The 23335-nt window shown below is 37.9% G+C and carries 23 protein-coding genes; 6 read left to right on the top strand and 17 right to left on the bottom strand.

Features of this window, described 5'->3' with window-relative positions; translation table 11 throughout:
* Positions 1 to 8: 8 nt before the first annotated feature.
* From KVT27_RS18885 to mutY, 11 genes are all read right to left on the bottom strand, one after another.
* Positions 9 to 590, bottom strand: coding sequence for a TerD family protein (locus tag KVT27_RS18885; RefSeq protein ID WP_025115844.1), 582 nt, complete (start codon positions 588 to 590; stop codon positions 9 to 11).
* Positions 591 to 621: 31 nt separating this feature from the next.
* The gene (locus KVT27_RS18890; protein WP_008173487.1) at positions 622 to 1239 is read right to left on the bottom strand and encodes a TerD family protein; all 618 of its coding nucleotides are present in this window, start codon (positions 1237 to 1239) and stop codon (positions 622 to 624) included.
* A 264-nt stretch (positions 1240 to 1503) separates the two neighbouring features.
* On the bottom strand, positions 1504 to 2400 hold the full coding sequence (gene nikC, locus KVT27_RS18895) for a nickel transporter permease (protein WP_036120504.1): 897 nt from the start codon (positions 2398 to 2400) through the stop codon (positions 1504 to 1506).
* 12 nt (positions 2401 to 2412) lie between these two features.
* On the bottom strand, positions 2413 to 3417 hold the full coding sequence (locus KVT27_RS18900; protein ID WP_008173491.1) for an ABC transporter permease: 1005 nt from the start codon (positions 3415 to 3417) through the stop codon (positions 2413 to 2415).
* Between the two features lie 224 nt (positions 3418 to 3641).
* Positions 3642 to 5261: an ABC transporter substrate-binding protein gene (locus KVT27_RS18905; RefSeq protein WP_036149686.1), complete on the bottom strand. Its 1620-nt coding sequence runs from the start codon at positions 5259 to 5261 to the stop codon at positions 3642 to 3644.
* A 31-nt stretch (positions 5262 to 5292) separates the two neighbouring features.
* Positions 5293 to 6273 carry an ABC transporter ATP-binding protein gene (locus KVT27_RS18910; RefSeq protein WP_036120511.1) on the bottom strand — a complete coding sequence of 327 codons (981 nt, stop codon included), beginning with the start codon at positions 6271 to 6273 and terminating at the stop codon, positions 5293 to 5295.
* Positions 6248 to 7261, bottom strand: coding sequence for an ABC transporter ATP-binding protein (locus KVT27_RS18915; RefSeq protein ID WP_008173496.1), 1014 nt, complete (start codon positions 7259 to 7261; stop codon positions 6248 to 6250). Before KVT27_RS18915 ends, KVT27_RS18910 begins: the two co-directional genes overlap by 26 nt.
* Positions 7262 to 7566: 305 nt before the next feature.
* Positions 7567 to 9291 carry an ABC transporter ATP-binding protein gene (locus KVT27_RS18920; protein WP_217581762.1) on the bottom strand — a complete coding sequence of 575 codons (1725 nt, stop codon included), beginning with the start codon at positions 9289 to 9291 and terminating at the stop codon, positions 7567 to 7569.
* Positions 9292 to 9517: 226 nt separating this feature from the next.
* Entirely contained in the window at positions 9518 to 10066 is a 549-nt protein-coding gene (gene ntdP, locus KVT27_RS18925; RefSeq protein WP_036120520.1) for a nucleoside tri-diphosphate phosphatase, read from the bottom strand.
* Positions 10067 to 10346: 280 nt separating this feature from the next.
* The gene (locus KVT27_RS18930; protein WP_008173504.1) at positions 10347 to 10523 is read right to left on the bottom strand and encodes a gamma-type small acid-soluble spore protein; all 177 of its coding nucleotides are present in this window, start codon (positions 10521 to 10523) and stop codon (positions 10347 to 10349) included.
* 80 nt (positions 10524 to 10603) lie between these two features.
* Entirely contained in the window at positions 10604 to 11650 is a 1047-nt protein-coding gene (mutY, locus tag KVT27_RS18935) for an A/G-specific adenine glycosylase (protein WP_150906877.1), read from the bottom strand.
* Positions 11651 to 11850: 200 nt separating this feature from the next.
* On the opposite strand from mutY, the gene KVT27_RS18940 reads away from it, so the two are divergent.
* Positions 11851 to 12837 carry a metal-dependent hydrolase gene (locus KVT27_RS18940; RefSeq protein WP_036120524.1) on the top strand — a complete coding sequence of 329 codons (987 nt, stop codon included), beginning with the start codon at positions 11851 to 11853 and terminating at the stop codon, positions 12835 to 12837.
* Positions 12838 to 12872: 35 nt separating this feature from the next.
* On the opposite strand, the gene KVT27_RS18945 is transcribed toward KVT27_RS18940, so the two are convergent.
* Genes KVT27_RS18945 through recX form a run of 3 tightly spaced genes read right to left on the bottom strand, consistent with a single transcriptional unit; the run spans position 12873 to position 14272 of the window.
* Complete coding sequence (locus tag KVT27_RS18945; RefSeq protein WP_036120527.1) at positions 12873 to 13142, bottom strand: YfhJ family protein; 270 nt, start codon at positions 13140 to 13142, stop codon at positions 12873 to 12875.
* Positions 13143 to 13472, bottom strand: a complete 330-nt coding sequence (locus KVT27_RS18950) for a YfhH family protein (protein ID WP_008173513.1) — start codon at positions 13470 to 13472, stop codon at positions 13143 to 13145.
* A complete protein-coding gene (gene recX, locus KVT27_RS18955) occupies positions 13469 to 14272 on the bottom strand; it encodes a recombination regulator RecX (RefSeq protein WP_081937138.1) in 804 nt (267 codons plus the stop codon). The genes KVT27_RS18950 and recX overlap by 4 nt, the downstream gene beginning before the upstream one ends.
* Before the next feature lie 159 nt (positions 14273 to 14431).
* On the opposite strand from recX, the gene KVT27_RS18960 reads away from it, so the two are divergent.
* Genes KVT27_RS18960 through rlmD form a run of 3 tightly spaced genes read left to right on the top strand, consistent with a single transcriptional unit; the run spans position 14432 to position 17632 of the window.
* Positions 14432 to 15340, top strand: coding sequence for a TIGR01777 family oxidoreductase (locus KVT27_RS18960; protein WP_217581763.1), 909 nt, complete (start codon positions 14432 to 14434; stop codon positions 15338 to 15340).
* Between the two features lie 56 nt (positions 15341 to 15396).
* A complete protein-coding gene (locus KVT27_RS18965) occupies positions 15397 to 16221 on the top strand; it encodes a polysaccharide deacetylase family protein (RefSeq protein WP_217581764.1) in 825 nt (274 codons plus the stop codon).
* A gap of 37 nt (positions 16222 to 16258) precedes the next feature.
* A complete protein-coding gene (gene rlmD / locus KVT27_RS18970) occupies positions 16259 to 17632 on the top strand; it encodes a 23S rRNA (uracil(1939)-C(5))-methyltransferase RlmD (protein WP_036127362.1) in 1374 nt (457 codons plus the stop codon).
* 336 nt (positions 17633 to 17968) lie between these two features.
* Here the strand turns inward: rlmD and KVT27_RS18975 are convergent, their stop codons facing one another.
* Both KVT27_RS18975 and KVT27_RS18980 read right to left on the bottom strand, forming a co-directional pair.
* Positions 17969 to 18604, bottom strand: coding sequence for a hypothetical protein (locus KVT27_RS18975; RefSeq protein WP_217581765.1), 636 nt, complete (start codon positions 18602 to 18604; stop codon positions 17969 to 17971).
* A 236-nt stretch (positions 18605 to 18840) separates the two neighbouring features.
* Positions 18841 to 20025 carry an MFS transporter gene (locus KVT27_RS18980; RefSeq protein WP_036149692.1) on the bottom strand — a complete coding sequence of 395 codons (1185 nt, stop codon included), beginning with the start codon at positions 20023 to 20025 and terminating at the stop codon, positions 18841 to 18843.
* Positions 20026 to 20387: 362 nt separating this feature from the next.
* On the opposite strand from KVT27_RS18980, the gene KVT27_RS18985 reads away from it, so the two are divergent.
* Positions 20388 to 20573, top strand: coding sequence for an SE1561 family protein (locus KVT27_RS18985; RefSeq protein ID WP_008173529.1), 186 nt, complete (start codon positions 20388 to 20390; stop codon positions 20571 to 20573).
* Between the two features lie 44 nt (positions 20574 to 20617).
* Here KVT27_RS18985 and KVT27_RS18990 read toward each other — a convergent pair whose 3' ends face one another.
* Positions 20618 to 21418 (bottom strand): YwqG family protein, encoded by an 801-nt coding sequence (locus KVT27_RS18990; RefSeq protein ID WP_208705151.1) that lies wholly within the window; start codon positions 21416 to 21418, stop codon positions 20618 to 20620.
* Positions 21419 to 21608: 190 nt separating this feature from the next.
* On the opposite strand from KVT27_RS18990, the gene KVT27_RS18995 reads away from it, so the two are divergent.
* Positions 21609 to 23144, top strand: coding sequence for a fumarate hydratase (locus KVT27_RS18995; RefSeq protein WP_036149694.1), 1536 nt, complete (start codon positions 21609 to 21611; stop codon positions 23142 to 23144).
* The last annotated feature ends 191 nt before the right edge of the window (positions 23145 to 23335 follow it).

Genomic DNA, 23335 nt, shown 5'->3' on the forward strand with positions numbered 1-23335 from the left:
ATGAAATTTTAGTTTACGTTCAAGCCGTAGTCATTACATAAAGCAGCTAAGCCACCCTGATAGCCAGCACCAACTGCGTTAAATTTCCATTCTCCGTTATGACGATATAATTCACCAACTACAACTGCTGTTTCAATACTGAAGTCCTCACCTAAATCAAAGCGAATTAGTTCTTGGTTGGATGCAGCATTTACAATACGAATATATGCATTCGATACCATGCCGAAATTTTGATTACGTGACTCTGCATCATGAATCGTTACAGTGAATGCTAGACGTTGAACATGTGCAGGAACTTGAGTTAATGCGACTTTTACCACTTCATCGTCACCTTCACCAACACCTGTTAAATTGTCACCAGAATGTTCAACTGACCCATTACCACCTGTTGTATTGTTGTAGAAAATGAAGTCATTTTGATCTGCTACTTTTCCTGTATCAGCAAGTAAAAATACAGATGAATCTAAATCAAAATCATTTCCACCATCATATTTATTTGTATCCCAGCCTAAACCAACAATTACATTTGTTAATCCCGGATTTGTTTTTGTTAAATCTACTTTTTGACCCTTTTGTAGTGAAATGCCCATACTTTTTATTCCTCCTAAATAGTCGTTTATTTTATTGATATCTTCGAACAACGTCGCCAAGTTTAAGATCATTCGTTCCTGAACCAACTGCTGCGAATTTCCATTCAGTTTGATGACGGTAAATTTCACCACAGATTAACGTCGTTAAATTCGAATAATCATCACTTAAATTATAGCGAATTAGTTCGCTTCCTGTCCTGTCATCATACACACGAATATATGCATTTCGAATCATACCAAAGTGTTGGTTTCTACCTGCCGCATCATAGATGTTTACGACAAACACTAGCTTATTAAATTGTGTTGGAACAGACGATAGCTCAATTGTGATGACTTCATCATCCCCATCGCCATCTCCCGTTAAATTATCGCCAGAATGTCGAACAGAACCACAGCTACTTGTTAATTTCCCAAAATAAATGACATCGTCCCCAGCTAAAACTTTATCATCTTGTAGCATTAATACGGAGGCGTCACAGTCAACGCTTCTACCACTGCCACTATTTCTACTAGAAAATAAGCCACCAAGGAAGCCACCGCTTTTTTCTTGGCCGACAGGGTCCCACCCTAACCCTACTTTAATCTTATTTAATCCTGCATTACCCTTTGTTAAATCAACACGTTGCCCTTTTTGTAAATTAATCGCCAATTTGAACACCCTCCTAAAAATATGTATTTCAATTGAAAGACTATATGTAAAGTCATAATCTACGCATTTAGATTGTCTTTTTCAACAATACTTTAAGTCTAAAATAACGTGACAAAAAATTCAATAAATGGCTCCGAAAGGTTCATCTTTTTTTATTTTATTTGTAGGAATATTGCTATAAAGGACGCTTCAACTGTAAAAGAGTTCCTTTTCAAAACAGCCGAAAAAACCTTCTAGCTTGTAGAAGGCTCATGAATCTAATTACTAATTTTTCATTTTCGGATCTAGTGCATCACGTAAACCATCCCCCATTAAGTTAAAGCCAAGAACCGTTAACATAATCGCTATACCTGGGAAAATCATTGTCCATGGTGCATTTAATAAAAACTTCCTTGCATCCGCAAGCATTTTTCCCCATTCGGGTGCTGGTGCTTGCGCTCCTAGCCCAAGGAAACCTAATGCCGCAGCTTCAATAATGGCAGTTGCAATAGCAAGCGTCCCCTGTACAATAATCGGAGTGATTGAATTCGGCAATATATGCGAAAACAGAATTCGTGAATCACGCATGCCAATTGCCTTTGCTGCTACAATATATTCCTCTTCTTTGACACTTAATACTTTAGAGCGGATTAAGCGTCCAAAGTTCGGTACGTTAATAATGGCAATGGCAATTAATGCATTTTGTAAAGATGGACCTAGCACTGATACTACTGCAATCGCTAGTAGCATACTCGGGAAAGCTAGCATAATATCAAAAATACGCGAAATAATCGTATCGATCCATTTTCCATAATAACCTGCAATGATACCAAGTAAACTACCAATTATTACGGATAAAATAACGGAGAAAAAGCCTACCCAAAGCGATATTCTTGCACCATGAATGATTCTCGAAAAGATATCCCGCCCAAAATCATCCGTTCCAAACCAATGATCAGCGGATGGTGCCAGTAAACGCTTCGTTAAATCTTGTTCATTGATGCCCTGTGGTGCAATGAACGGACCAATGATAGCCAATAAAACGAAAAATATAACAATCCCTGCGCCAACTAGTGACACTTTGCTCTTTTTAAAGCTACGCCAGCCTTCGAGCCATGGACCTACTGCCCTTTCTGGAATGGGTGCTGCTTCTTTTTTTATATCGATTGCTCCAGTCATCATTGCAACTCCCTTCTATTTGTATTTAATACGCGGATCGACGACTGTATACAGTAAATCCACGATTAAGTTAATCATGATGAAAATAAATGCAACGATTAAAATTCCTGATTGAATAACAGGATAGTCCCTGAAGCCAATCGCATCATAAATATAACGACCAATCCCTGGCCAACTAAAAATCGTCTCTGTTAAAATGGCCCCACCTAGCAGTAATCCTGTTTGTAGACCAATTACCGTTAACACAGGAATAACAGCATTCTTCAATGCATGCTTATAAACAACAATAAACATTTTTTGGCCTTTTGCTCTTGCAGTGCGGACATAATCTGAGCGCATAACTTCCAGCATAGAAGACCTTGTAATTCTGGCAATAATAGCCATCGGAATGGTTGCCAGTGCGACACCTGGTAATATGAGTCGTTTTAGGACTTCGACGAATTGATCAAAGCGACCTTGAATGAGCGTATCTAATAAATAAAAATGGGTTATGGCGGTTATAGGATTTCGTACATCTTCTCGACCAGAGGTAGGCAACCATCCAAGCTTGCTACTAAATGTCCATTGCTCCATCAAGCCAAGCCAAAACACCGGTACAGAAACACCGATTAATGCGACAATCATCGCTGTATAATCAAACCAAGAATTTTGGAACCACGCAGAAATAATACCAGCATTTACACCGATAACAATTGCAATAATCATCGCAAAAAAGGCTAGTTCAGCTGTTGCAGCTAAGTATGGAAAAACTTCATCTGATACAGGTAATTTTGTACGTAAGGAAACCCCTAAATCTCCCTGAAAAATGCCTGCCAAATAACTAAAATATTGTGTATACCAAGGTTTATCTAATCCTAAACTTGCGTTTAATGCCTCGACCGCCTCTTTTGTCGCCTGCTGTCCCAAAATAACTTGAGCGGGATTACCAGGTATTGCTCGTATTAACATAAAGACAATAAAAGTCATTCCAAGCAAAACTGGGATTAGTTGAAGTAAACGTCTCCCCATATAGTGAAGCATGTTCATCACCTCTCTATGATTTTCATAATCTACTTTGAAGTCTTTATATTCTGTTGAAAGGTTGAGCCTTCACCAAACGGTTTTGAATGTTTAGATGAGTGATCTTTCATACAGGAGAAATAATTTGGTTTTCTTTTACTAGAAAAGAATCTGCTAGAATTCCACGGCTTACCCGCAGAAAAGCAAGCAGATTCTCTAATTCACTTATTCAATTAAACATAAAATTACTGTTGAATATCTACTGCATCTAAACGGTCAGAGCCAGTAGGATGCGCAATATAATTTGTCACTTTATTGTTAGCAGCTAAAATTGGCGTAGAGTGAGCAAGTGGAACCCATGGAGCATCCTCAGAAATAATCACCTGAGCTTGCTTATAAAGCTCATTACGCTTGTCCTCATCGACTTCAGTTTGAGCAGCAGTTAACAACTTGTGTAATTCTTGATTGTCATAGAATGTATAGTTGTTAGAGCCAATATTATCTCCATCTAATAAAGTATATAGGAAGTTATCGGCATCCCCATTATCACCTGTCCAGCCAAGTAGGAATGCATCTGCTTCACCATTTTGTGCTTTTTCTAAATAAGTAGCCCATTCAAACGATACAATTTTAGATTTAATGCCTACATCCTCTAAGTTCTTTTGAATCGCTTCTGCCACTTTTTGTCCATCCGGCATGTATGGACGTGGTACTGGCATTGCCCAAAGCTCAATTTCCTTACCATCATAGCCTGCTTCAGCAAGTAATGCTTTCGCCTTTTCAGGATCATACGTATAACCTGTAACTTCATCGTTATAACCAGAAATTACTGGTGGCATTGGGTTTTTCGCTGGCTCTGCAAGCCCTTCATAAAATGCATCTACTAATGCTTGTTTATCTATTGCATAGTTAACTGCTTGACGCACTTTTACATTATCAAATGGAGGGCGTGTTACTGTTAAACCTAAATAGCCAACATTCATAGATGGACGCTCAATTAATTGTAAATTCGCATCTCCCTCGATAGTTGCTTTATCAGATGGACTAATGCCATCAGCTACATCGATATTGCCTGCTAATAAATCATTTAAACGTGCAGAGTTTTCTGGAATAGAGCGATAAATCACTTTATCTAATTTAGGATAGCCATCAATATAGTAATCAGGGTTTTTCTCAATTGTTATTGAATCATTACGTACCCAGCTAACAAATTTGAATGGGCCAGTTCCTACAGGATTTGCTGATAATCCCTCTTCATCTGCTTCAAATGCTGTTGGAGAAGCAATCGCAAATGGAGACATTGCTAAGTTTTTCAGGAATGGTGCTTGTGGTTGACTTAATTTAAAGACAACTGTATAGTCACCCTCTGCAGTTACTGAGTCAATGATTTGCTTGTCACCAATTAGAAATTGCGAACTAAAGTATGGGTGTTTATCCGCGCCTGATTTCCAACGCTCAATATTCTTCACAACAGCCTCAGCATTGAAGTCTGTGCCATCATGGAATTTTACACCTTCCTCTAGCTGGAAAGTATATGTTAAACCATCCTCTGATGCCTCCCATGATTTTGCTAACCCTGGCTGAATCGTTACATCTTTTTCACCAAAGTTTACTAATGTTTCATAAATATTAGCTGTCACCGTAAAGGATTCACCATCTGTGACAACAGCAGGGTCAAGTGCTACAGAATCTCCTCCACGACCATACACTAAAATTTTCGGATCGCCACTGCTAGCTGTATCGCCACTAGTTGAAGTATCTTTACTACCCGTATCCTTTGTATCAGAGCCGCCACAAGCTGCTAAGATCGTCGAGAGAATAAGGAGCAGCATTACACCTAAAGTCCAGAGCTTCTTTTTCTTCATTCAATTTCCCCCTATGTGGTTTTTATATCATTTAATGTTGGAGTGCCTCATATAGATGGCAAGCAACATAATGACCTGGTTTCACTTCTTGCATTTTAGGTACTACCTGTGAGCATTGTTCCATTTTAAAAGGACATCGCGTATGGAATGTACAGCCACTCGGCGGATTGGATGCACTCGGAATATCTCCAGTAATAATCATTTGTTCACGTTCAAACGTTGGATCTGGCACTGGGACCGAAGATAAGAGTGCTTGTGTATATGGATGAAGCGGTTCAGCATATAAGTCCTCACTCGCTGTCAACTCTACTAATTTACCTAAATACATGACGCCAACACGATTGCTAATATGGCGCACAACCCCTAAATCATGAGAAATAAAAATATAGGTTAGCTTTAAATCCTTTTGTAGCTTTTGCAATAGATTTAATACTTGTGCCTGTATGGACACATCCAATGCCGATACCGGCTCGTCCGCAATGAGCAAACGAGGATTGGTCATTAACGCACGCGCGATGCCAATTCGTTGCCTCTGACCACCACTAAACTGGTGAGGATAGCGTTTGATATGATATTCATTCAATCCAACAATCTCCAGTAGCTCCAACACTTTCTGTTTTCGCTCCTTGGCATTACCTATTCCATGAACAATAAGAGGCTCCTCCAATATTTTCCCAATGTTATGGCGAGGATTTAATGAAGCATAGGGATCCTGAAAAATCATTTGAATATCTCTACGCGCCTTCCTCATTTCATTGTTGGATAATTCTGAAATCATTTTACCTGCGAATTCAATGTTTCCTTCAGTAGGCTCTAGTAACCGCATTAGTAAACGACCTGTTGTCGATTTACCACAGCCTGACTCACCAACAATCCCTAATGTTTCTCCTTCAAAAACTTCAAAGGAAACATCATCTACTGCCTTTACATCCCCTGTTTGTGTATTTAGGACTCCTTTGCGGATCGGGAAATATTTCTTTAAGCCATCAACCTTTAATAACACTTTCGACACGTTGCTCCACCTCCTGCTTCTCTAGTAAAAAACATCTTGATTTATGCTGCTCTGCTGCTTCAAATAAAGGTGGTGTTTCCTGTAAACAACGTTCCATTGCGTATTCACAGCGTGCCGCAAAACGACACCCTACTTGAATACTTCCTGGTTTTGGTACACTTCCAGGGATTGAATATAAATTATCCTTTTTAAAACGCATATCAGGCACTGATTGAATAAGACCTTGTGTATAAGGATGCTTCGGATTAGAGAATATTTCTTGAATCGGTGCTTCTTCTACAATTTGTCCAGCATACATGACAATCACACGCTCACATGTTTCTGCTACAACACCTAGATCATGTGTAATTAACAGGACTGCTGTATTCAATCGTTTATTTAAGTCCTTCATTAGCTGTAAAATTTGAGCTTGAATCGTAACGTCCAAAGCAGTTGTCGGTTCATCCGCAATTAAAACCTGTGGATCACAGACAAGTGCCATAGCAATCATGACCCGTTGACGCATACCACCCGATAGCTGATGCGGGTAATCCTTTAGTAAGTCTTCAGCACGTGGTAAACCTACAAGTTTCATAATTTCAACAGCTCTGGCAAACGCTTTCTTTTTCGACCATTTTGGATTATGGATTAAAATGGCTTCTTTTAATTGATCACCAATTGTAAACAACGGATTTAGTGAAGTCATAGGCTCCTGAAAAATCATAGCTATGTCTTTTCCACGTATTTTCTGCATTTGTTTTTCTGTACAATTCACTAGATTTTTATTATCCAGCAATATTTCACCACCTGTTATTTTGCCTGGGGGTGATGGAATTAATCCCATGATGGATAGTGACGTAACACTTTTACCACTTCCCGATTCGCCGACAATCCCTAATATTTCTCCTTCTTGGACAGAAAAATCAATATCATCTACAGCAGGAATTTGTCCATTATCTGTGAAAAAGGTTGTTCTTAACCCTTTTATTTCTAGTAGCTTTTTCCTCATGCGCAACGTCCCACCCTACCTATATTTTACTTAATTGTATAAATTATATTAACAGAATACTATAACTTTTGTTAAATTCCCTATTTTCAGATAATTCTAACTAAAAATCATCACTCTTTCAATCATTAATATTCTGCAATTTACGTAGTTTTTCTGCATCATTCGCCTTCAGTATTAATTACATCTTATAAAGTAATATTTTTATATAGATTTTCAAAAAAAAATAGCCTTCCATTTTTAAAAAATGAAAGACTTTTTTTGAAAAAAATTTCACAATTGATGATTTTTGTGTACATTCACTACTATTACTCCAAATGTTGCACTTGGAATAAATCATAATATGTCCCTTGCTTTGTCATTAATTGCTCATGATTACCGCTTTCGATTAATTGACCATGGTCTATAACAAAAATTTTGTCAGCATGAGTGATGGTCGAAAGACGATGAGCAATAATTATAGTTGTTCGCTCATGTGCTAGCTCCTCTAATGATTCCTGAATCAATGCTTCACTCTCTAAATCGAGCGCTGAAGTGGCCTCATCAAGAATTAAAATCGGAGGATTTTTTAAGAATACTCGAGCGATGGCAACTCGTTGTTTTTGCCCACCTGATAGTTTTACTCCTCGTTCACCTACTTTAGTGTCATAACCATTTGGCAGAGTCATAATAAAATCATGGGCATTCGCCGCTTTGGCAGCCTCTATCACTTGCTCATCTGTAGCATCTGGTTTTCCCATTAGAATATTTTCTTTAACGGAGTCACTGAAAAGTATATTATCTTGGAGGACAATTCCTATTTGAGAACGTAGTGAATGCAATGTAACATCTCGTACATCCTGTCCATCAATCGTTACGACACCATCGGTTGCATCATAGAAACGAGGAATTAAGCTAATAATCGTGGATTTACCGCCACCACTCATTCCAACGAAGGCGACAGTCTCACCAGGATTAATAGTGAAATTGATGTTATTTAAAATAGGTACGCCTTCTTTTTCATATTGGAAATATACATGGTCAAAACGAACTTCCCCCGTAGCGGATCGTAAATCACGCGCATCAACTTTATTTTTCACTTCATATGGTTCATCCATTAAATCAAACATTCGATCCATGGACGCAATGGATTGTGTCAACGTTGTTGAAGAACTAACAAGACGGCGAAGTGGGCCATACAACCGTTCGATATACGCGATAAAGGCAACCATTGTTCCAACAGATAAAGTACCATTTATGACTTCATAACCTGCATAAGCAATAACTAGTAAAGGCGCTACATCTGTAATAGTATTTACCACAGCAAAGGATTTAGCATTCCACTTTGTTTGATCAAGGGCCTTCTCTAAAAACTCCCCATTTGCTTCATCAAATAATTTTTGTTCATGCTTTTCTAGCGTAAAGCTTTTTATAATACTCATACCAGCTACTCGTTCATGTAAATAGCTTTGTACACCTGCAAGTGCTTGAGAACGTTTACGTGTTAAGTCCCGCAGTTTTCCAAAAAAGTATTTCACACTCAATGCATAAAACGGGAACGCTAATAAGGCCACTAATGTGAGCTTAATATCCATGGTTAGCATAATAATTACTGCAATCACAATGGTTGCAAGGTCTAGCCACATATTCATTAAACCCGTCATCACAAAGTTCTTCGTTTGCTCAACATCATTGATGACCCTAGAAATAACATCACCAGCACGTGTATTGGCATAATATTTTAAGCTTAATCGTTGTAAATGTGCGTAGATTTCTTTCCGAATATCAAACAGCACCTTATTACTAACATGTTGTGCAAAATATTGACGATAGTACTCGATTGGTGGACGAATAATAAAGAACACAATAATCGTTCCGCCCAGCCAATATAACAGCTCTTTTGTTTTTTCTCCATCTGTTAAGTCGTCCGCAGCAATAATATCATCCAACACAATTTTAATGAGTAATGGAATAAATAATGGAATAGCAAATTTAACTATACCAATAACAATCGTTAGAACGATTTCCCAAGAATAAGGTTTTACAAAGCGCATATACCGCTTTATGCTTCCCAAATTTTCATCACATCCTTACAAAAAGAAACAGGCATCCATTGATGAATGCCCTATGTATTATAGCAATATTTTGCTTAAAATACAGTTATGATGACTTTACCGCTAACTATTTTGTATGTGCCTTCCCTAACAGTGTAAAAGAGGCTCATTAAGAGTGGCTAAAAGAGGCAATATAAAACACCTATTAGTAAACTAATAGGTGTCACTAACAATCATCTGACTGCATATCAAGCTGGAACTTATAACGATTTGTCCAAACATTGATGAAATCGGGTGCAAATGGTCCTTTTTTTTGTTGAATCCAGCTTATTAGCTTATCGACATTGCGCTTTAAAATTTTATCAATCACATCAGGATAAGACATTTCCTTACGATGAAGCTCATATTCATCCTCGTCTAAGAGCGTATAAGACATGTCAGGAAAAACTTTAATATCTAGATCATAGTCGATATATTTAATGGCATTATTATCGAACACAAATGGTGAGCTTAGATTGCAATAATAATACACGCCGTCTTCTCGTAGCATACAGATGATGTTAAACCAGTGTTCCGCATGGAAATAGCAAATAGAAGGCTCTCTCGTTAGCCATGTACGACCATCGGATTCTGTCACAAGCGTCCGTTCATTCGCACCGATCACAATATTTTTTGTTCCTTTTAAAACCATCGTTTCTTGCCAAACACGGTGGATGCGGCCATTGTGTTTATAACTATGTATTTGTATCGTTTCTCCTTCTACTGGTAATGCCATTTTAAAGCCCACCTTTTCGTCTATGCTACCTAAATCTAGCAGTCTCTAGTATATTATAGCAATGTGTACGCGAAAGGTGTAGTTAGAAAACCACAAATTTCACTACGCTATTTTGAATTTGTATAAAATTTCGTTAACTTTAAGCGAAATTTAATAGTAGCTCCACCGTTTTGGTATTTATTGGTTTTTTAAATAAATATAGAAAGGAGCTGTCCTTTTCATCTTTTCGGATTTTTAGACAGCCCCTTAGAGGTAAATGCAATTATGCAATTACAAAGTGTTACTCACCTAAATCTTGGTTAGTTTTAGAGAAACGACCTGAAGCTGGAGCTTTCTTTTGCTCTGCTTTAGCATTTTGCTTTTGCACTTCATTTACGTCCGTTTCATAACCAAATTCTTCACTTTGACGTTGCATGTTTTTATTCGGTTGGAAATTTTGGTTGTTTTGCTTTTTCATTATTCATTCACCTCCACGCTAATTATTGTGTACCGAGGTGATGAATTTTATGCTCACTAATTTATTGTTTAAAGCAGGATTTATTTTCCTGTTAATTCTTTTACCTCTTCCCAAATTTTTAACATAGGAACAGGCATCGGCAATTGTTCGATTTGTTCTTGAGTGAACCAATTGCCCATCAATGTAGATTCACACCTCATATAATAGCTATTTACATGCCATGTTAAATGTGAAAACACGTGCTTAAACTTAAGCAGTTCATGCTTAGCTTGTACACTGATGGAATATTCCTTTATGAAGCTTTCTACTGAAACCTGACTAGTATCAAACATTGGGAATTGCCAAAGATTAGCTAATAACCCTTCTTCAGGACGTTGCTCCATAAAAAAACGTCCTTGTTCATCTTGACAGACCAGAATATCATAACTCAAATGCTTCATCTTTATTTTTTTCGATTTAACTGGCAGTTTTTCTGGTTCCCCTTCATTAAACGCTGTACAATACTCTCGCACAGGGCATAATAAACATTTTGGTGACGTAGGTGTACAAATAAGTGCCCCTAGTTCCATTAAGCCTTGGTTAAAGGAAGATGCATTAGTAGGATCAATAAGCTCCTCCACTGCAGCTTCAAAAATTTTTTTTGTTTTTGGTATGGCTATGTCCTCACTTATATTCAGCACTCTGCTTAATACGCGCATAACATTGCCATCTACTGCATGTTCGGGCTTGTTATAGGCAATACTTAAAATAGCACCAGCGGTATACGGTCCTACACCTTTTAATTTTGATATTTCATGGCGATTATCGGGGACCACGCCTCCGTAATTTTCTAAAACCTCACGTGCACCTGCCTGTAAATTACGCGCTCGTGAATAATAGCCAAGTCCTTCCCAATGCTTTAATAAATAATCTTGCGGAGCTTCCGCAAGCAAATCTAATGTTGGAAAACTTTCCATAAAACGATTGTAATAAGGAATAACTGTGTCGACACGTGTCTGCTGTAGCATCACTTCAGAAACCCAAATTTTATAGGGGTCTGTAGTATGTCTCCACGGTAAGTCGCGTTTCTCAGCGTTAAACCATTCGACCAAAGAATGTCGAAATTCTGTTACATATGGGTAATTCACAGTGACCTCCAAAGTTTTTACGATTTAATTTATGTTGAAAAGGGTATACAATTAATAAAGAATGAACATTCGTCCATAACTGACAATATTCGTCATTACCGAATGTCACCATACTAAAAATTGAATAAAGTTATTTATAAATGAAATAAAGATGTATGCAAATTGTACTCGATTTTACTGCATACTAGGAGTGGATATTTTTGGATTCAGGTACACATTTCGTTATGGGTATTGCCCTTGGCGGTCTTGCATTAGCCGACCCTATAGTAGCAAATCACTCGATGACCTTTACTGCCGTCATGGCAGGTACGATAATTGGCTCACAAGCTCCGGATGTTGATACTGTGCTAAAACTACGCAATAATGCTATCTATATTCGACATCATCGCGGAATTACACATTCACTACCAGCAGTAGCTATATGGCCGATCTTAATTACAGCTGTTATATCCCTTATTTTGCAAGACGTAAATGTGTTTCATTTATGGCTTTGGACATTTTTAGCTGTCGCTCTTCACGTCTTTGTCGATATTTTTAATGCGTACGGCACACAAGCAATCCGGCCATTCTCCAGAAAATGGGTTGCATTAGGTGTTATCAATACATTTGATCCAATTATTTTTTCCTTGCATTGTATGGGTATTGTATTATGGGCTTTTGGAGCCAATCCTGTTTGGACATTTAGCATCATGTATATCATTATCGTGATTTATTATATGTTACGATTCGCTGTTCAAAAAGCAGTAAAAAATGCAGTCCACAGTACGATACAAGATGAAGAATATGTTATCGTAGCACCAACTATGCGCTTCTTCCATTGGCGAATTGCTGCCAAGTCTAAAACACATTATTATGTTGGCAGGGCTTATGGCAGGACTGTTAATATTTATGATAAATTCGAAATTAAACCTTTACCTAACACTGCCCTTATTCATGCAGCCATGAAAGACCCTAACTTAGCTGCCTTCGTGTCGTTCTCCCCGATGTACCGATGGGAGATTTCTGAGCTAGAAAACGGCTTATTGGAGGTACGTTTAATCGACTTGCGTTATCGGAGTGACAATCGCTACCCCTTTGTGGCAGTAGCACATTTAAATGACGATAATGAAATCGTTACATCATACACGGGTTGGATTTTTACAGAAGATAAGCTTCAGAAAAAATTACAAATTGGTGCAAGTAATTAAGCAGTAAACCCTGACCAACATTGGTCAGGGTTTTATTATTGTATCATATCATCGCTAGCATCTAGGAGATGGGCATATTTTGGATTACGCCCTGCAAAAGCATGTAGTTTATCACCATAGCTTGTAATTAATTGGCGGACAAGATTTTCTGTATAATCTGCCCCACGATACTCATATCCTGCTTTGGCTGAAGTTGATTCAAAGTCGCTCCATAATAATTCAACCCAGACACGGGCACGTCCAACTGACATTTGTGGATTTTTTGCCAGCAATTCCGCTGTCAATTTTTCAATTTTCTCCTCCACTTATTTGCCCACCTTTACAGGAGACAGCATAGATACAGGTAATGCCTCTTGATATTTGTCACCGCCTAAACGATGTCCCCATGCAAAGCGTCCCTTTAAATAATCGACTTGGAAAAATTCATTATCTGAACGATCAATACGATACATTTCACCAGGAACAATTGTGTCTAAATCTACTAAATAAGCCGCTGCCATTAATGCTTTACGCTCATATACAGCAAATTCATTAATGATCCCAAGCTGCTCTGCCTTTCTTGCCTTTTCTTTTAAAAACGCAATTTCCTCACGCAGTTCATGCTCAGACATAGCAGCATAATTCTTTTCGTTCATTCTTCATTCTCCTTCTCTTCTATAAAACGATCTATTACTTCTATAGGAAAACCCTTTTGATAGAGCGTCTGCTTCACCTTCATTTTTAGCTCATAACCAGTATACTTCGATACGTACTTTTTCCAAACCTTTTCGCCTTGTGCTTCGAGTAATGGTTGCCAGTTATCCTCATCTTGCTCAAGCTCTATTTGATTAAGCACCTCTTCTACAATCGGAAATGCGTAGCCTTTTCTTAACAAATAATCTTGAATTTTAGCCTTTACTTGTGCTGGCGTCTTTCTTTTTTCTGAACGTACAATTTTTTCCGCCAACTGTAAAGCCAATTTGATTTGTTCTTCCAAACTATATGTGGCAAGTACCTCATCTTGAAGGTTTTTATCAATTCCTTTTTTAATGAGATCTTGTCTAATAGCTCTTGGTCCTTTTTTCATTGTGGCCTTTTTTGTATCCAGTAAAGCTTTGGAATAGTTTTCATCATTTATAAAGCCATACGATTTTAATTTCTGAATCGCTTCTAAAGCTACCGCTTCACCAAATTCTAAAGTAAGCAGTTTTTTCTTCACCTCGTGCTCACTTCGCATTTGATAAGAAAGAAAGTTTAATCCTTTATTAAACGCCTTCCGTATTTCATCCTCATAGGCAATTTCCTGAATTTCAAATTCATCGAGAACCTTTCCCTTTGTTAAACCAAATTGAAGAAGAATAGCCTCGTCAACAGGAAATGCATATTCTTCATTTAAGTAGATATTATAACGTTCAGGATTGTTTTTTTGACGTGCAATTTTCGTAATCATACGCATAGCCAACACCTCACCTGTCCATTATAACATTTCTTTTTATGGTATCCGTTATTCGATGCTATTCATCCCCTTCTTCTAGGGGGTGCTTTAGATGTTCACCTACGTGTTAAATGATACAATTATTAGGAAGTGTAATTTTTGAAAAATGGGGTGATTCTTATGAAAATTGTGATTGCGGGTGGAACTGGTTTTGTGGGAAAAGCTTTTATCAAGCTAGCACAGGAAAACGGTCATAATATTTTTGTCTTAACTCGGAGTGCATCTTCCGAAAAAAATGGCATTCATTATGTACAATGGTTGCAGGATGAAATCCTACCAATAGAGGCATTAGAAGGAGCCGATGCCTTTGTAAATTTAGCGGGAGTATCTTTAAACAATGGTCGATGGACAAACAAACAAAAGAAGAATATTTATTGGAGTCGGATGCATGCGACACTTGAAATCGTGCGCATAATGGAAAAGCTCACGAAAAAACCTAAAGTCCTTGTTAATGCAAGTGCCGTAGGTTTTTACCCCCATTCTTCAGAGATTATTTATGATGAAACATTTACTGATGTGGCGAACGATTTTTTAGGCACGACTGTTCATGATTGGGAACGCCATGCGAAACGAGCAGAACCATTAGGAATCCGAGTCGCCCTTGCACGCTTTGGGGTCATTTTAGGTAGAAAGAGCGGGGCATTACCACCCATGCTATTACCATATCAAATGCATGTTGGCGGAACAATCGGTTCTGGTAATCAATGGCTTTCGTGGGTACATATTGAAGATGTGGCACGTGCCTTATATTTCGCAATCCTCCATGAAAATATTCGTGGGCCTTTCAATGTAACCGCACCTCATGCGACGCGCATGAAAGAATTCGGGCAATCAATTGCAATGATCATGAACAGACGACATTGGCTGCCTGTTCCTAGTTTTGCCATACGTTTGGCGCTTGGAGAACAAAGTACTCTTGTTTTAGAGGGTCAACATGTACGACCAGCAGTGTTAGAAGAGCATCATTTCATATTTAAATATCCGCATTTAACAGAAGCACTTGAAGACTTATTAATTGCTCAGAATTAGTGGATAATTTATAGCTATTTTACGCATCCTAATGAAAAAGAAAGGATGCGTTTTTTATGTGGAAACAACATATTGTAGGTGCGGTGATCGCTACATTTATTATTGCCGCAGGTATTAGCATTAATCCATATTTTGCTGCAGGTTCTGATGAACATCATTGGGGCTTTAAACGTGCAAAAAATGGTGAACAGGCAGAAGCTGGTGCACAGCTTGATCAATTACTTGATAAATACGGGGCTATTTATAAAGGAAATGCAGATAAAAAAATTGCTTACCTAACATTTGATAATGGCTATGAAAACGGCTTTACCGAAAGTATTTTGGATACATTGGAAAAAGAGGATGTACCTGCTACTTTCTTTTTGACTGGGCATTATTTAGACAGTGCCAGTGACCTAGTAAAACGGATGGTGAAGGATGGACATACTATTGGCAACCACTCGTATGGTCACCCTAATATGGCTCGACTTTCACCAGAGGGCATGCGTGCAGAATGGCGAAAATTTGATGGGAAATTACGTGAATTGACTGGCATAGACCGCACAACCTATGCTCGCCCTCCAGAAGGAACCTTTAATGCAAAACTGCTAGAAGTAGGAAATGCGGAAGGATACCGTCATATATTTTGGTCTGTTGCCTTTAAGGATTGGATGAAAGATGAACGACGTGGTGCAGATTATGCCTACAATGCGCTCATGGAGCAATTGCATCCAGGTGCCGTTATTTTAATGCATACTGTTGCACAAGATAATGCCGAAGCTTTGCCAATGTTTATTGCAGAGGCCAAAAAGCAAGGCTATACCTTCTTATCACTTGATGATTTAGTATTAGAATATGAAGATTTCCCTGTTGCTTTGCAATCGTCTGCTCCTTCGTTATAATGGGGAGATGACATTATAAAGCAGGGACGTGGAACGTTTGACGCAGCAAACAACAATGACCGTGGGACAACAATTCCCACTAATAATAAAAAGACTTGGCATCAATGGAGAAGGTGTAGGTTTTTATAAAAGAAATGTAGTATTTGTCAAAGGAGCTATTCCTGGCGAAGAAATTACAGCTCAGGTTACGAAAACACAACGTAATTTTGCTGAAGCTGAGATTTTATCCATTCGTAAAGTCTCTAAGCACCGTCAGGAAGCACCTTGTCCAGTCTACAATGAATGTGGTGGCTGTCAGCTTCAACATATGACATATGAAAAACAGCTAGTGGAAAAACGTGATATTGTCATCCAAGCTTTAGAGCGTTATGCGAAACCTCTAGCTGAAACGGTGGAAGTACGAAAAACAATTGGAATGGATAATCCTTGGCATTATCGTAATAAAAGTCAATTCCAAGTACGCAAGGAAGGCAAGCGAGTCTATGCAGGCTTATTTGTTGAAGGCAGTAATAAGCTTCTAAATATTAACGATTGCCTTGTACAGCACCCTGTCACTTCTAAAGTTACTGTTGCAATACGTAAGATTTTACAAAAATTAAATATTACAATTTATGATGGACGAACACTGGATGGCTTAGTGCGTACAATCGTAGTACGTACAGGGATTCGTACAGGCGAAACACAAGTTGTACTTGTAACTACTCGTAAAGAAATTCCTCATTTAGCTGAACTAATTACACGGATTAAAAAAATCGATCCAAGCATTGTCTCCATTGCACAAAATATTAATCGTGATAAAACCTCTTTAATTTTTGGTGATGAGACAATCGTTCTTGACGGTAAAGAAACGATACATGAAGAGCTTGGGGAACTAGCCTTTGACTTATCGGCTCGTGCCTTCTTCCAGCTTAACCCTACTCAAACAGTTCATCTCTATAATGAAATTAAAAAAGCAGCTGCATTAACTGGTAAAGAATCAGTAGTGGATGCATATTGTGGAGTTGGGACTGTCGGACTTTGGCTAGCAGATCAAGCGCAAGAAGTTCGAGGGATGGATGTCATTCCCGAAAGCATTCAAGATGCCCGTAAAAATGCGCGCAACCATGGCTTCAAGCATACCAAATATGCTGTTGGTACTGCTGAAAGTGTCTTAGCAAAATGGCGCAAAGAAGGCTTTACACCAGATGTTATTACAGTAGATCCACCACGTACAGGTCTAGCATCCGAGTTTATCCAAACCGTGCTTAAGCTTAAACCAAAGCGTTTTGTTTATACATCCTGTAATCCATCTACATTAGCGAAGGATTTACAGCAACTTTCGAAGCTTTATCATGTCGAGTATATTCAACCTGTTGATATGTTCTCACAGACTGCACAGGTAGAATGTGTTGCAAAGCTGGTATTGAAATAAGTAATCATAAAAAGGACGTCTCAAAATAAATGGAGACGTCCTTTTTTTATGATGCACAGCACGAGCTGCCTGGTGGATGACGGATGGTCTAGAAAAGTCGATACCTCAACCATTACCCCAGGATTTAAAAGATTTTTAAAGGTTCAATTTTCAACTTTTATAGATAGATTTTTGAAGCGTAAACTTTATACTTTAACCTTTAACCTTTAAGCTTTTAGGTTATTTTCATTGTAAGTTTCATTTGTGTAAGGCATGTTTGATGTTTAAACTCACACACATGCCTAGAAGCGCGAGCGACTCTTCGTTTTCCGTTTTCGCAAGGCCATGCATATCCCTTTAAGCTTGGACTTCAATAAATGTAGTGGCGTTCGATTCAGATAAGACTGCATCGACCTCTGATTCGAACTCCTCGATCCGACGACTTAATGTCTCTATTTGCTGTTTGACATTTAGTGGATCAATGATTTCAAATTCATTTCTTTTCATATATGTGTCCGTATGTAATTTTACTTCTTCCGGAGATTGTTTATCTTTATTGCCTAATATATTAATTAAATAGGTTTCCAGTTTAGCTGGTAAGGCATCATTTTCTTTGGCGACTGTATGAATAGCAGAACGATATTGATGTCGCATGACTTCTAGCAAATCCTTTTCATATTGAATAGATTGTTTCCGCTCAATGGCCTCCGCGACAGTCATTTCTTCCTTGCCAACGATTACCTTTGTGCAGGCATTCGATTGTACAACTAAAGCTTTTATTTTATGTCTATAGCTAATTAAACCCATTACTTTATCGTAGGATGCTTGCATTTGTTTCTCATACTCTACTATTTCTATTCCATTTATTTTCTGATTACTTTTACGATTGGCTACTACAGCGCTAACCTCATTTGTTGCCCCTTCAATCCGTTGCTGTAGCATTTTTAATTCTGTTAAAGCGCGATGAATAGATAGTTTTTTCATTTCGGTCATGATAAAACCTCCTTCTTAAGCAAGTGTTCTTTCATTATATTTAAAAATAGCAGCAATGTCCAAAATATCCCTTTTTATTTTTATTGATTTCATAAGAATTTGTCTGTATAATTCTTTTTTAGGTGCCAAACCTATGTAACTTGGACGGAACATCCTTGTTACGCAAAAAACGCCATAACAGCACGGATTTGCTGGGCGTTTTTTTGTTTTTGAGCGGGAGATGAGCCCCGCTCTTTTTATTTTGCCATCGATGTCTGTTTACTTTTAAGACGTCCAAATAGGAGTAATATGAAAGCCACAACTAGCAACAGCATGGCTACAAGTAAAAGGAAGCTATAGTTTTTTACATATTCTAAATAAACTCCACCTAAGAACGGTCCTGTTAAACTACCTATACTTAGGGCAATCCCACAGAGTAAATTCCCAGTAGGCAGAAGCTCCTTTGGCGTTAAATCTGCCATAAATGTAATCCCCAAAGAGAACATCGAGCCAACTAGCGTACCCGTTAAGAAAAACGCTATAGCGACAGCCATTTGTGAATGTTCTAAAAAACTGGCAATTGTGAAAATAATAGCGCCACCAAATGACCCTACCATCAAAATATTCCTTCTTCCTACTTTATCGCCCAGTGCACCTAATGGGACTTGAGTTAAAATACCGCCAAATGTAAAGACCGATAAAATAATTGGTATCATACCTACCTCAAATCCTTTACGTAGTGCATATACGGGGAATAATGCATTTAATGAAGATTCGAGGAATCCGTATACAAAAGGCCCTAAAAAGGCAATCCAACCAAATAAAATAGCCATTTTGTAACGCTTCCACCCTCTTGCATGTAAGTCCCCTGTTAAACGCTCAGGTTTTTCATTTTGTAAGAAGAATACAAAAGACCACGCCATCAAACACATGATTGACGACACAATAAACGGTAAAGCTTCACCTATTTCAATCAACTTTACCATCAGTGGCCCAACGGCAAAACCTATACTAAAAGACAAGCCATAGATAGCCATCCCTTTTCCCAAGCTTTTATGATCAGCAGTACTAGTAATCCATGTTTGAGTGGCATAGTGCAAAGCATGATCCCCAACACCAATCAGTAAACGAAGCACAAACCAAAATGTGACGCTTTTCCATAAAGGAAATGCCAATAAGGAGATAAAAACAAGTGCGCCCCCCATTAAAATGATCGGTTTATAGCCCCATTTTCGTAATGGTTGCTCGATAAATGGTGAAATTAATAATGTCCCTATGTATAAGCCCGTTGCATTCAAGCCATTTAATGCTGAGGAAACGCCATCACGTTCAAATATTATAGAAATAAGCGGTAATAACATCCCTTGCGAAAAGCCCGATATGGATACAATTATTACTAATATGGTAAATCTTTTTTTGCTGTAGTCTGAGAAGTATGTCATCTTTTCCTCCAATCAATCTCCCAAAGAACAGCATACCAAAAAGCCTTAGCGCTCACCACATGTGATTTTACGCTAAGGCTTAACGAATACTTATAGTCATTTAATTGTATAAACACGAAATTCGGCTTTTGATTATTACCGAGTACTTGTTTAAACTCCCTCCTTTTCGAGTTAGAGTTTTAAAGATGTTTTCGATCAGCTCCTTTACTTTATCTTAAAACAACTTTAACATACAAACTCAATATTGTAAATATTCTGTCTACTTATTTTTAAAATTAATCGCTTAGTCCTAGGTATCTACCTAAACATTGAAATTTCAGCCTAAATCAGCTACGATGAAAGGGATGAAATGAGGTGTACGAATGTCCAAGCCAATCACTGATAAAAAACAGCAAGTAACCTATTTAAGAGAGCGTCTTGAAATGTTTTTAGAAGTATTAGATGCCCTAGATCCTGAAACAGCTGAATTAGATGATATTGATCGTTTAATTCAAATGATGGATGACCTAGAAGACAAAATGGAGCAATTTAATGCTCGTGAACAATAAAAATTAAAAAAACAAGCGAGCACAATGTATGCTCGCTTGTTTTTTTAATGACAGTCCCAATTGTAAAGAACATTGCTAAAGTCTTTATTTTTTAATTCTTCCTCAGTAATGAAGAAATTGCCAACTCCACAATCGCCCCATAGTATATCATCCCCCACACTATCTATTTGCAATAGCAAAATTGTAGAGTCTGTATAATCACCGTATGCACGTGGATCTTCTTGTGTAAAGAAAGGATAACCACCGATTTTAAGACCATCCCCAGTTAAAGCATCATAAAAGGCATCTTCTAATGTTTCGTTATCTTCAATTGTCGTTAAGATATGACTGTAAATGTCATTAGCTCTGTAATCATCAATCGATAAGGGTTCAAAACCTGTTTTAAAGGATAATGTCATTTCACGCTCTACTGGAAAATACATTTCCTCTTCTTCCTTTTCTACAAATGAAAAATCTTGAATAAGCTGCGCTTCATCATGTATAACGGTATCATGAAAAATGACACGAAAACCTTCTTGATTTTTTCCATTATCAAAGTCCATTCCTAATACATCGTCATAGCCATCAATATAAAACTGCACTATCCCTTCTTCTGGGAAATTCGGCAAATGCTTAGGCAATTCTGCAAAATTAACTTGGGCTAAAAGCTTTAGTGGTTGTCCACTTGCATTTTTAGGATATTCCATTGCTAGTGGGAAATAAGGGTACCCCGCAAACTTACTCTGAAACAAGGTTGTGTTTCCAGCATCCGCATCAATAAGGACAACAGGCTTCATTGTTTCCTCTATTAGCGGTCTGTATTGTTCAAATTCTTTCGGTAATTCAAGTAAAGTTTTAGCAGACATACAAATTCCTCCTAATTGTGGGTTATTATTATTTTAGAACAAACGTTCTGAAAAATCAACTCTCTATTAAAATACTAGTAAACTATGCGTAAATTTAGCCCTCATAGGTAAGGACTCTTTTTTTCATTAGTTGAAAAGAGTATAATGTTACGTGGAAATAATCAAATTTTCTATGGGGGGCAATACACGAATGAATCAACAAACTTTGGAGAAAAGTCTTTATGATTTAATTACTGAAACATCTACGAATTTACCTAAGGATGTACGTCGTGCGATTAAAAAAGCAAAAGAAGCGGAGAATGCTGGAACACGTGCGGCAATGAGCTTAGACACAATCTCAAATAATATTATTATGGCAGAAGATAATGTATCACCTATTTGTCAAGATACTGGTCTTCCAACTTTCAAAATTTATACACCTGTGGGCGTAAACCAATTAGAAATTAAAGCTGCGATTAAAAAAGCAATCAATGATACGACAGCTGATGCAAAACTACGTCCAAATGCAGTAGATTCATTAACTGGTGCCAATAGCGGTAATAACCTTGGCGATGGTTTACCAGTTATGAAGTTTGAACAATGGGAAAATGATTACATTACGATTAAATTAATTCTAAAAGGTGGCGGCTGTGAGAACAAAAACATTCAATACAGTCTTCCATGTGAAATAGATGGTCTTGGTCGTGCAGGTCGTGACTTAGATGGTATCCGTAAGTGTATTTTACACTCTGTATACCAAGCACAAGGTCAAGGCTGTTCAGCTGGTTTCATCGGTGTTGGTATTGGTGGAGATCGTTCTTCCGGCTACGATTTAGCAAAGGAACAATTATTCCGTCATGTTGAAGATACAAATCCAAATCCTGATCTTGCCAAATTAGAAGAGTATGTGGTGAAAACTTCTAATACATTTGGTATCGGTACAATGGGCTTCGGTGGTGAAGCAACATTACTAGGCTGTAAAATCGGGGTTATGCACCGTATTCCAGCTTCCTTCTATGTATCTGTAGCATATAACTGCTGGGCTTACCGTCGTATGGCTGTGGACATTGATCCTCAAACTGGTGAAATCATTAAATGGCACTACCAAGAAGGTGAAAAAATTACTTTCAAGGATGAAGTGGCAGCTACAACAGAAGACAACGCAACAAATGTAGTAGAGCTTACTGCACCAATTACAGAAGAACAAATTCGTTCACTAAAAGTTGGAGATGTAGTTTCTATTACAGGACGTATGTATACTGGTCGTGACGCTATCCACCATCATTTAATGAGCCATGATGCACCAGTAGATCTAAATGGACAAGTTATTTATCACTGTGGTCCAGTTATGGCAAAAGATGAGGAAGGCAATTGGACAGTAAAAGCAGCTGGTCCAACTACTTCTATTCGTGAGGAGCCATATCAAGGTGATATCATGAAGAAATTCGGTATTCGTGCTGTCATCGGTAAAGGTGGTATGGGACCAAAAACATTAAAAGCTCTTAATGAACATGGTGGTGTTTACCTAAATGCTATCGGTGGGGCAGCTCAATATTACGCAGACTGCATTAAAGGTGTAGATGGTGTTGATTTAATGGAATTCGGTATTCCAGAAGCTATGTGGCACTTAAATGTTGAAAAATTCACAGCAGTTGTCACAATGGATTCACACGGTAACTCCTTACACGCAGATGTCGATAAATCATCTTTAGAAAAACTTGCATTGCACGCAGAAAGAGTTTTCTAATTCAATATAAGTAAGCAGTAGCCCTTCTGACTGCACACTTTGCTAAGGCACAGAATATTCCTAGTGAATAGACTGTGCCTTTTTCTGTTAATAAAAAATGCACCTTTTTTAACTCTCCTCTTTATTTTTATAAATTCCTTTGTTATAATAATTCTAAATAAAAGATATGGTAATTGAAATCCATTTTCAAT

Origin of the sequence: Lysinibacillus sp. GbtcB16 (assembly GCF_019091145.1) — a bacterium.
GTDB lineage: Bacteria > Bacillota > Bacilli > Bacillales_A > Planococcaceae > Lysinibacillus > Lysinibacillus fusiformis.

Coding starts and splice junctions, on each gene's coding strand:
- KVT27_RS18885 (WP_025115844.1), bottom strand. CDS start 590: ATGGGCATTTCACTACAAAAGGGTCAAAAAGTAGATTTAACAAAAACA.
- nikC (WP_036120504.1), bottom strand. CDS start 2,400: ATGATGACTGGAGCAATCGATATAAAAAAAGAAGCAGCACCCATTCCA.
- KVT27_RS18900 (WP_008173491.1), bottom strand. CDS start 3,417: ATGCTTCACTATATGGGGAGACGTTTACTTCAACTAATCCCAGTTTTG.
- KVT27_RS18905 (WP_036149686.1), bottom strand. CDS start 5,261: ATGAAGAAAAAGAAGCTCTGGACTTTAGGTGTAATGCTGCTCCTTATT.
- KVT27_RS18915 (WP_008173496.1), bottom strand. CDS start 7,261: ATGAGGAAAAAGCTACTAGAAATAAAAGGGTTAAGAACAACCTTTTTC.
- KVT27_RS18920 (WP_217581762.1), bottom strand. CDS start 9,291: ATGCGCTTTGTAAAACCTTATTCTTGGGAAATCGTTCTAACGATTGTT.
- ntdP (WP_036120520.1), bottom strand. CDS start 10,066: ATGGCATTACCAGTAGAAGGAGAAACGATACAAATACATAGTTATAAA.
- KVT27_RS18930 (WP_008173504.1), bottom strand. CDS start 10,523: ATGAAAAAGCAAAACAACCAAAATTTCCAACCGAATAAAAACATGCAA.
- KVT27_RS18950 (WP_008173513.1), bottom strand. CDS start 13,472: ATGAACGAAAAGAATTATGCTGCTATGTCTGAGCATGAACTGCGTGAG.
- recX (WP_081937138.1), bottom strand. CDS start 14,272: ATGCGTATGATTACGAAAATTGCACGTCAAAAAAACAATCCTGAACGT.
- KVT27_RS18960 (WP_217581763.1), top strand. CDS start 14,432: ATGAAAATTGTGATTGCGGGTGGAACTGGTTTTGTGGGAAAAGCTTTT.
- KVT27_RS18965 (WP_217581764.1), top strand. CDS start 15,397: ATGTGGAAACAACATATTGTAGGTGCGGTGATCGCTACATTTATTATT.
- KVT27_RS18975 (WP_217581765.1), bottom strand. CDS start 18,604: ATGACCGAAATGAAAAAACTATCTATTCATCGCGCTTTAACAGAATTA.
- KVT27_RS18980 (WP_036149692.1), bottom strand. CDS start 20,025: ATGACATACTTCTCAGACTACAGCAAAAAAAGATTTACCATATTAGTA.
- KVT27_RS18985 (WP_008173529.1), top strand. CDS start 20,388: ATGTCCAAGCCAATCACTGATAAAAAACAGCAAGTAACCTATTTAAGA.
- KVT27_RS18990 (WP_208705151.1), bottom strand. CDS start 21,418: ATGTCTGCTAAAACTTTACTTGAATTACCGAAAGAATTTGAACAATAC.
- KVT27_RS18995 (WP_036149694.1), top strand. CDS start 21,609: ATGAATCAACAAACTTTGGAGAAAAGTCTTTATGATTTAATTACTGAA.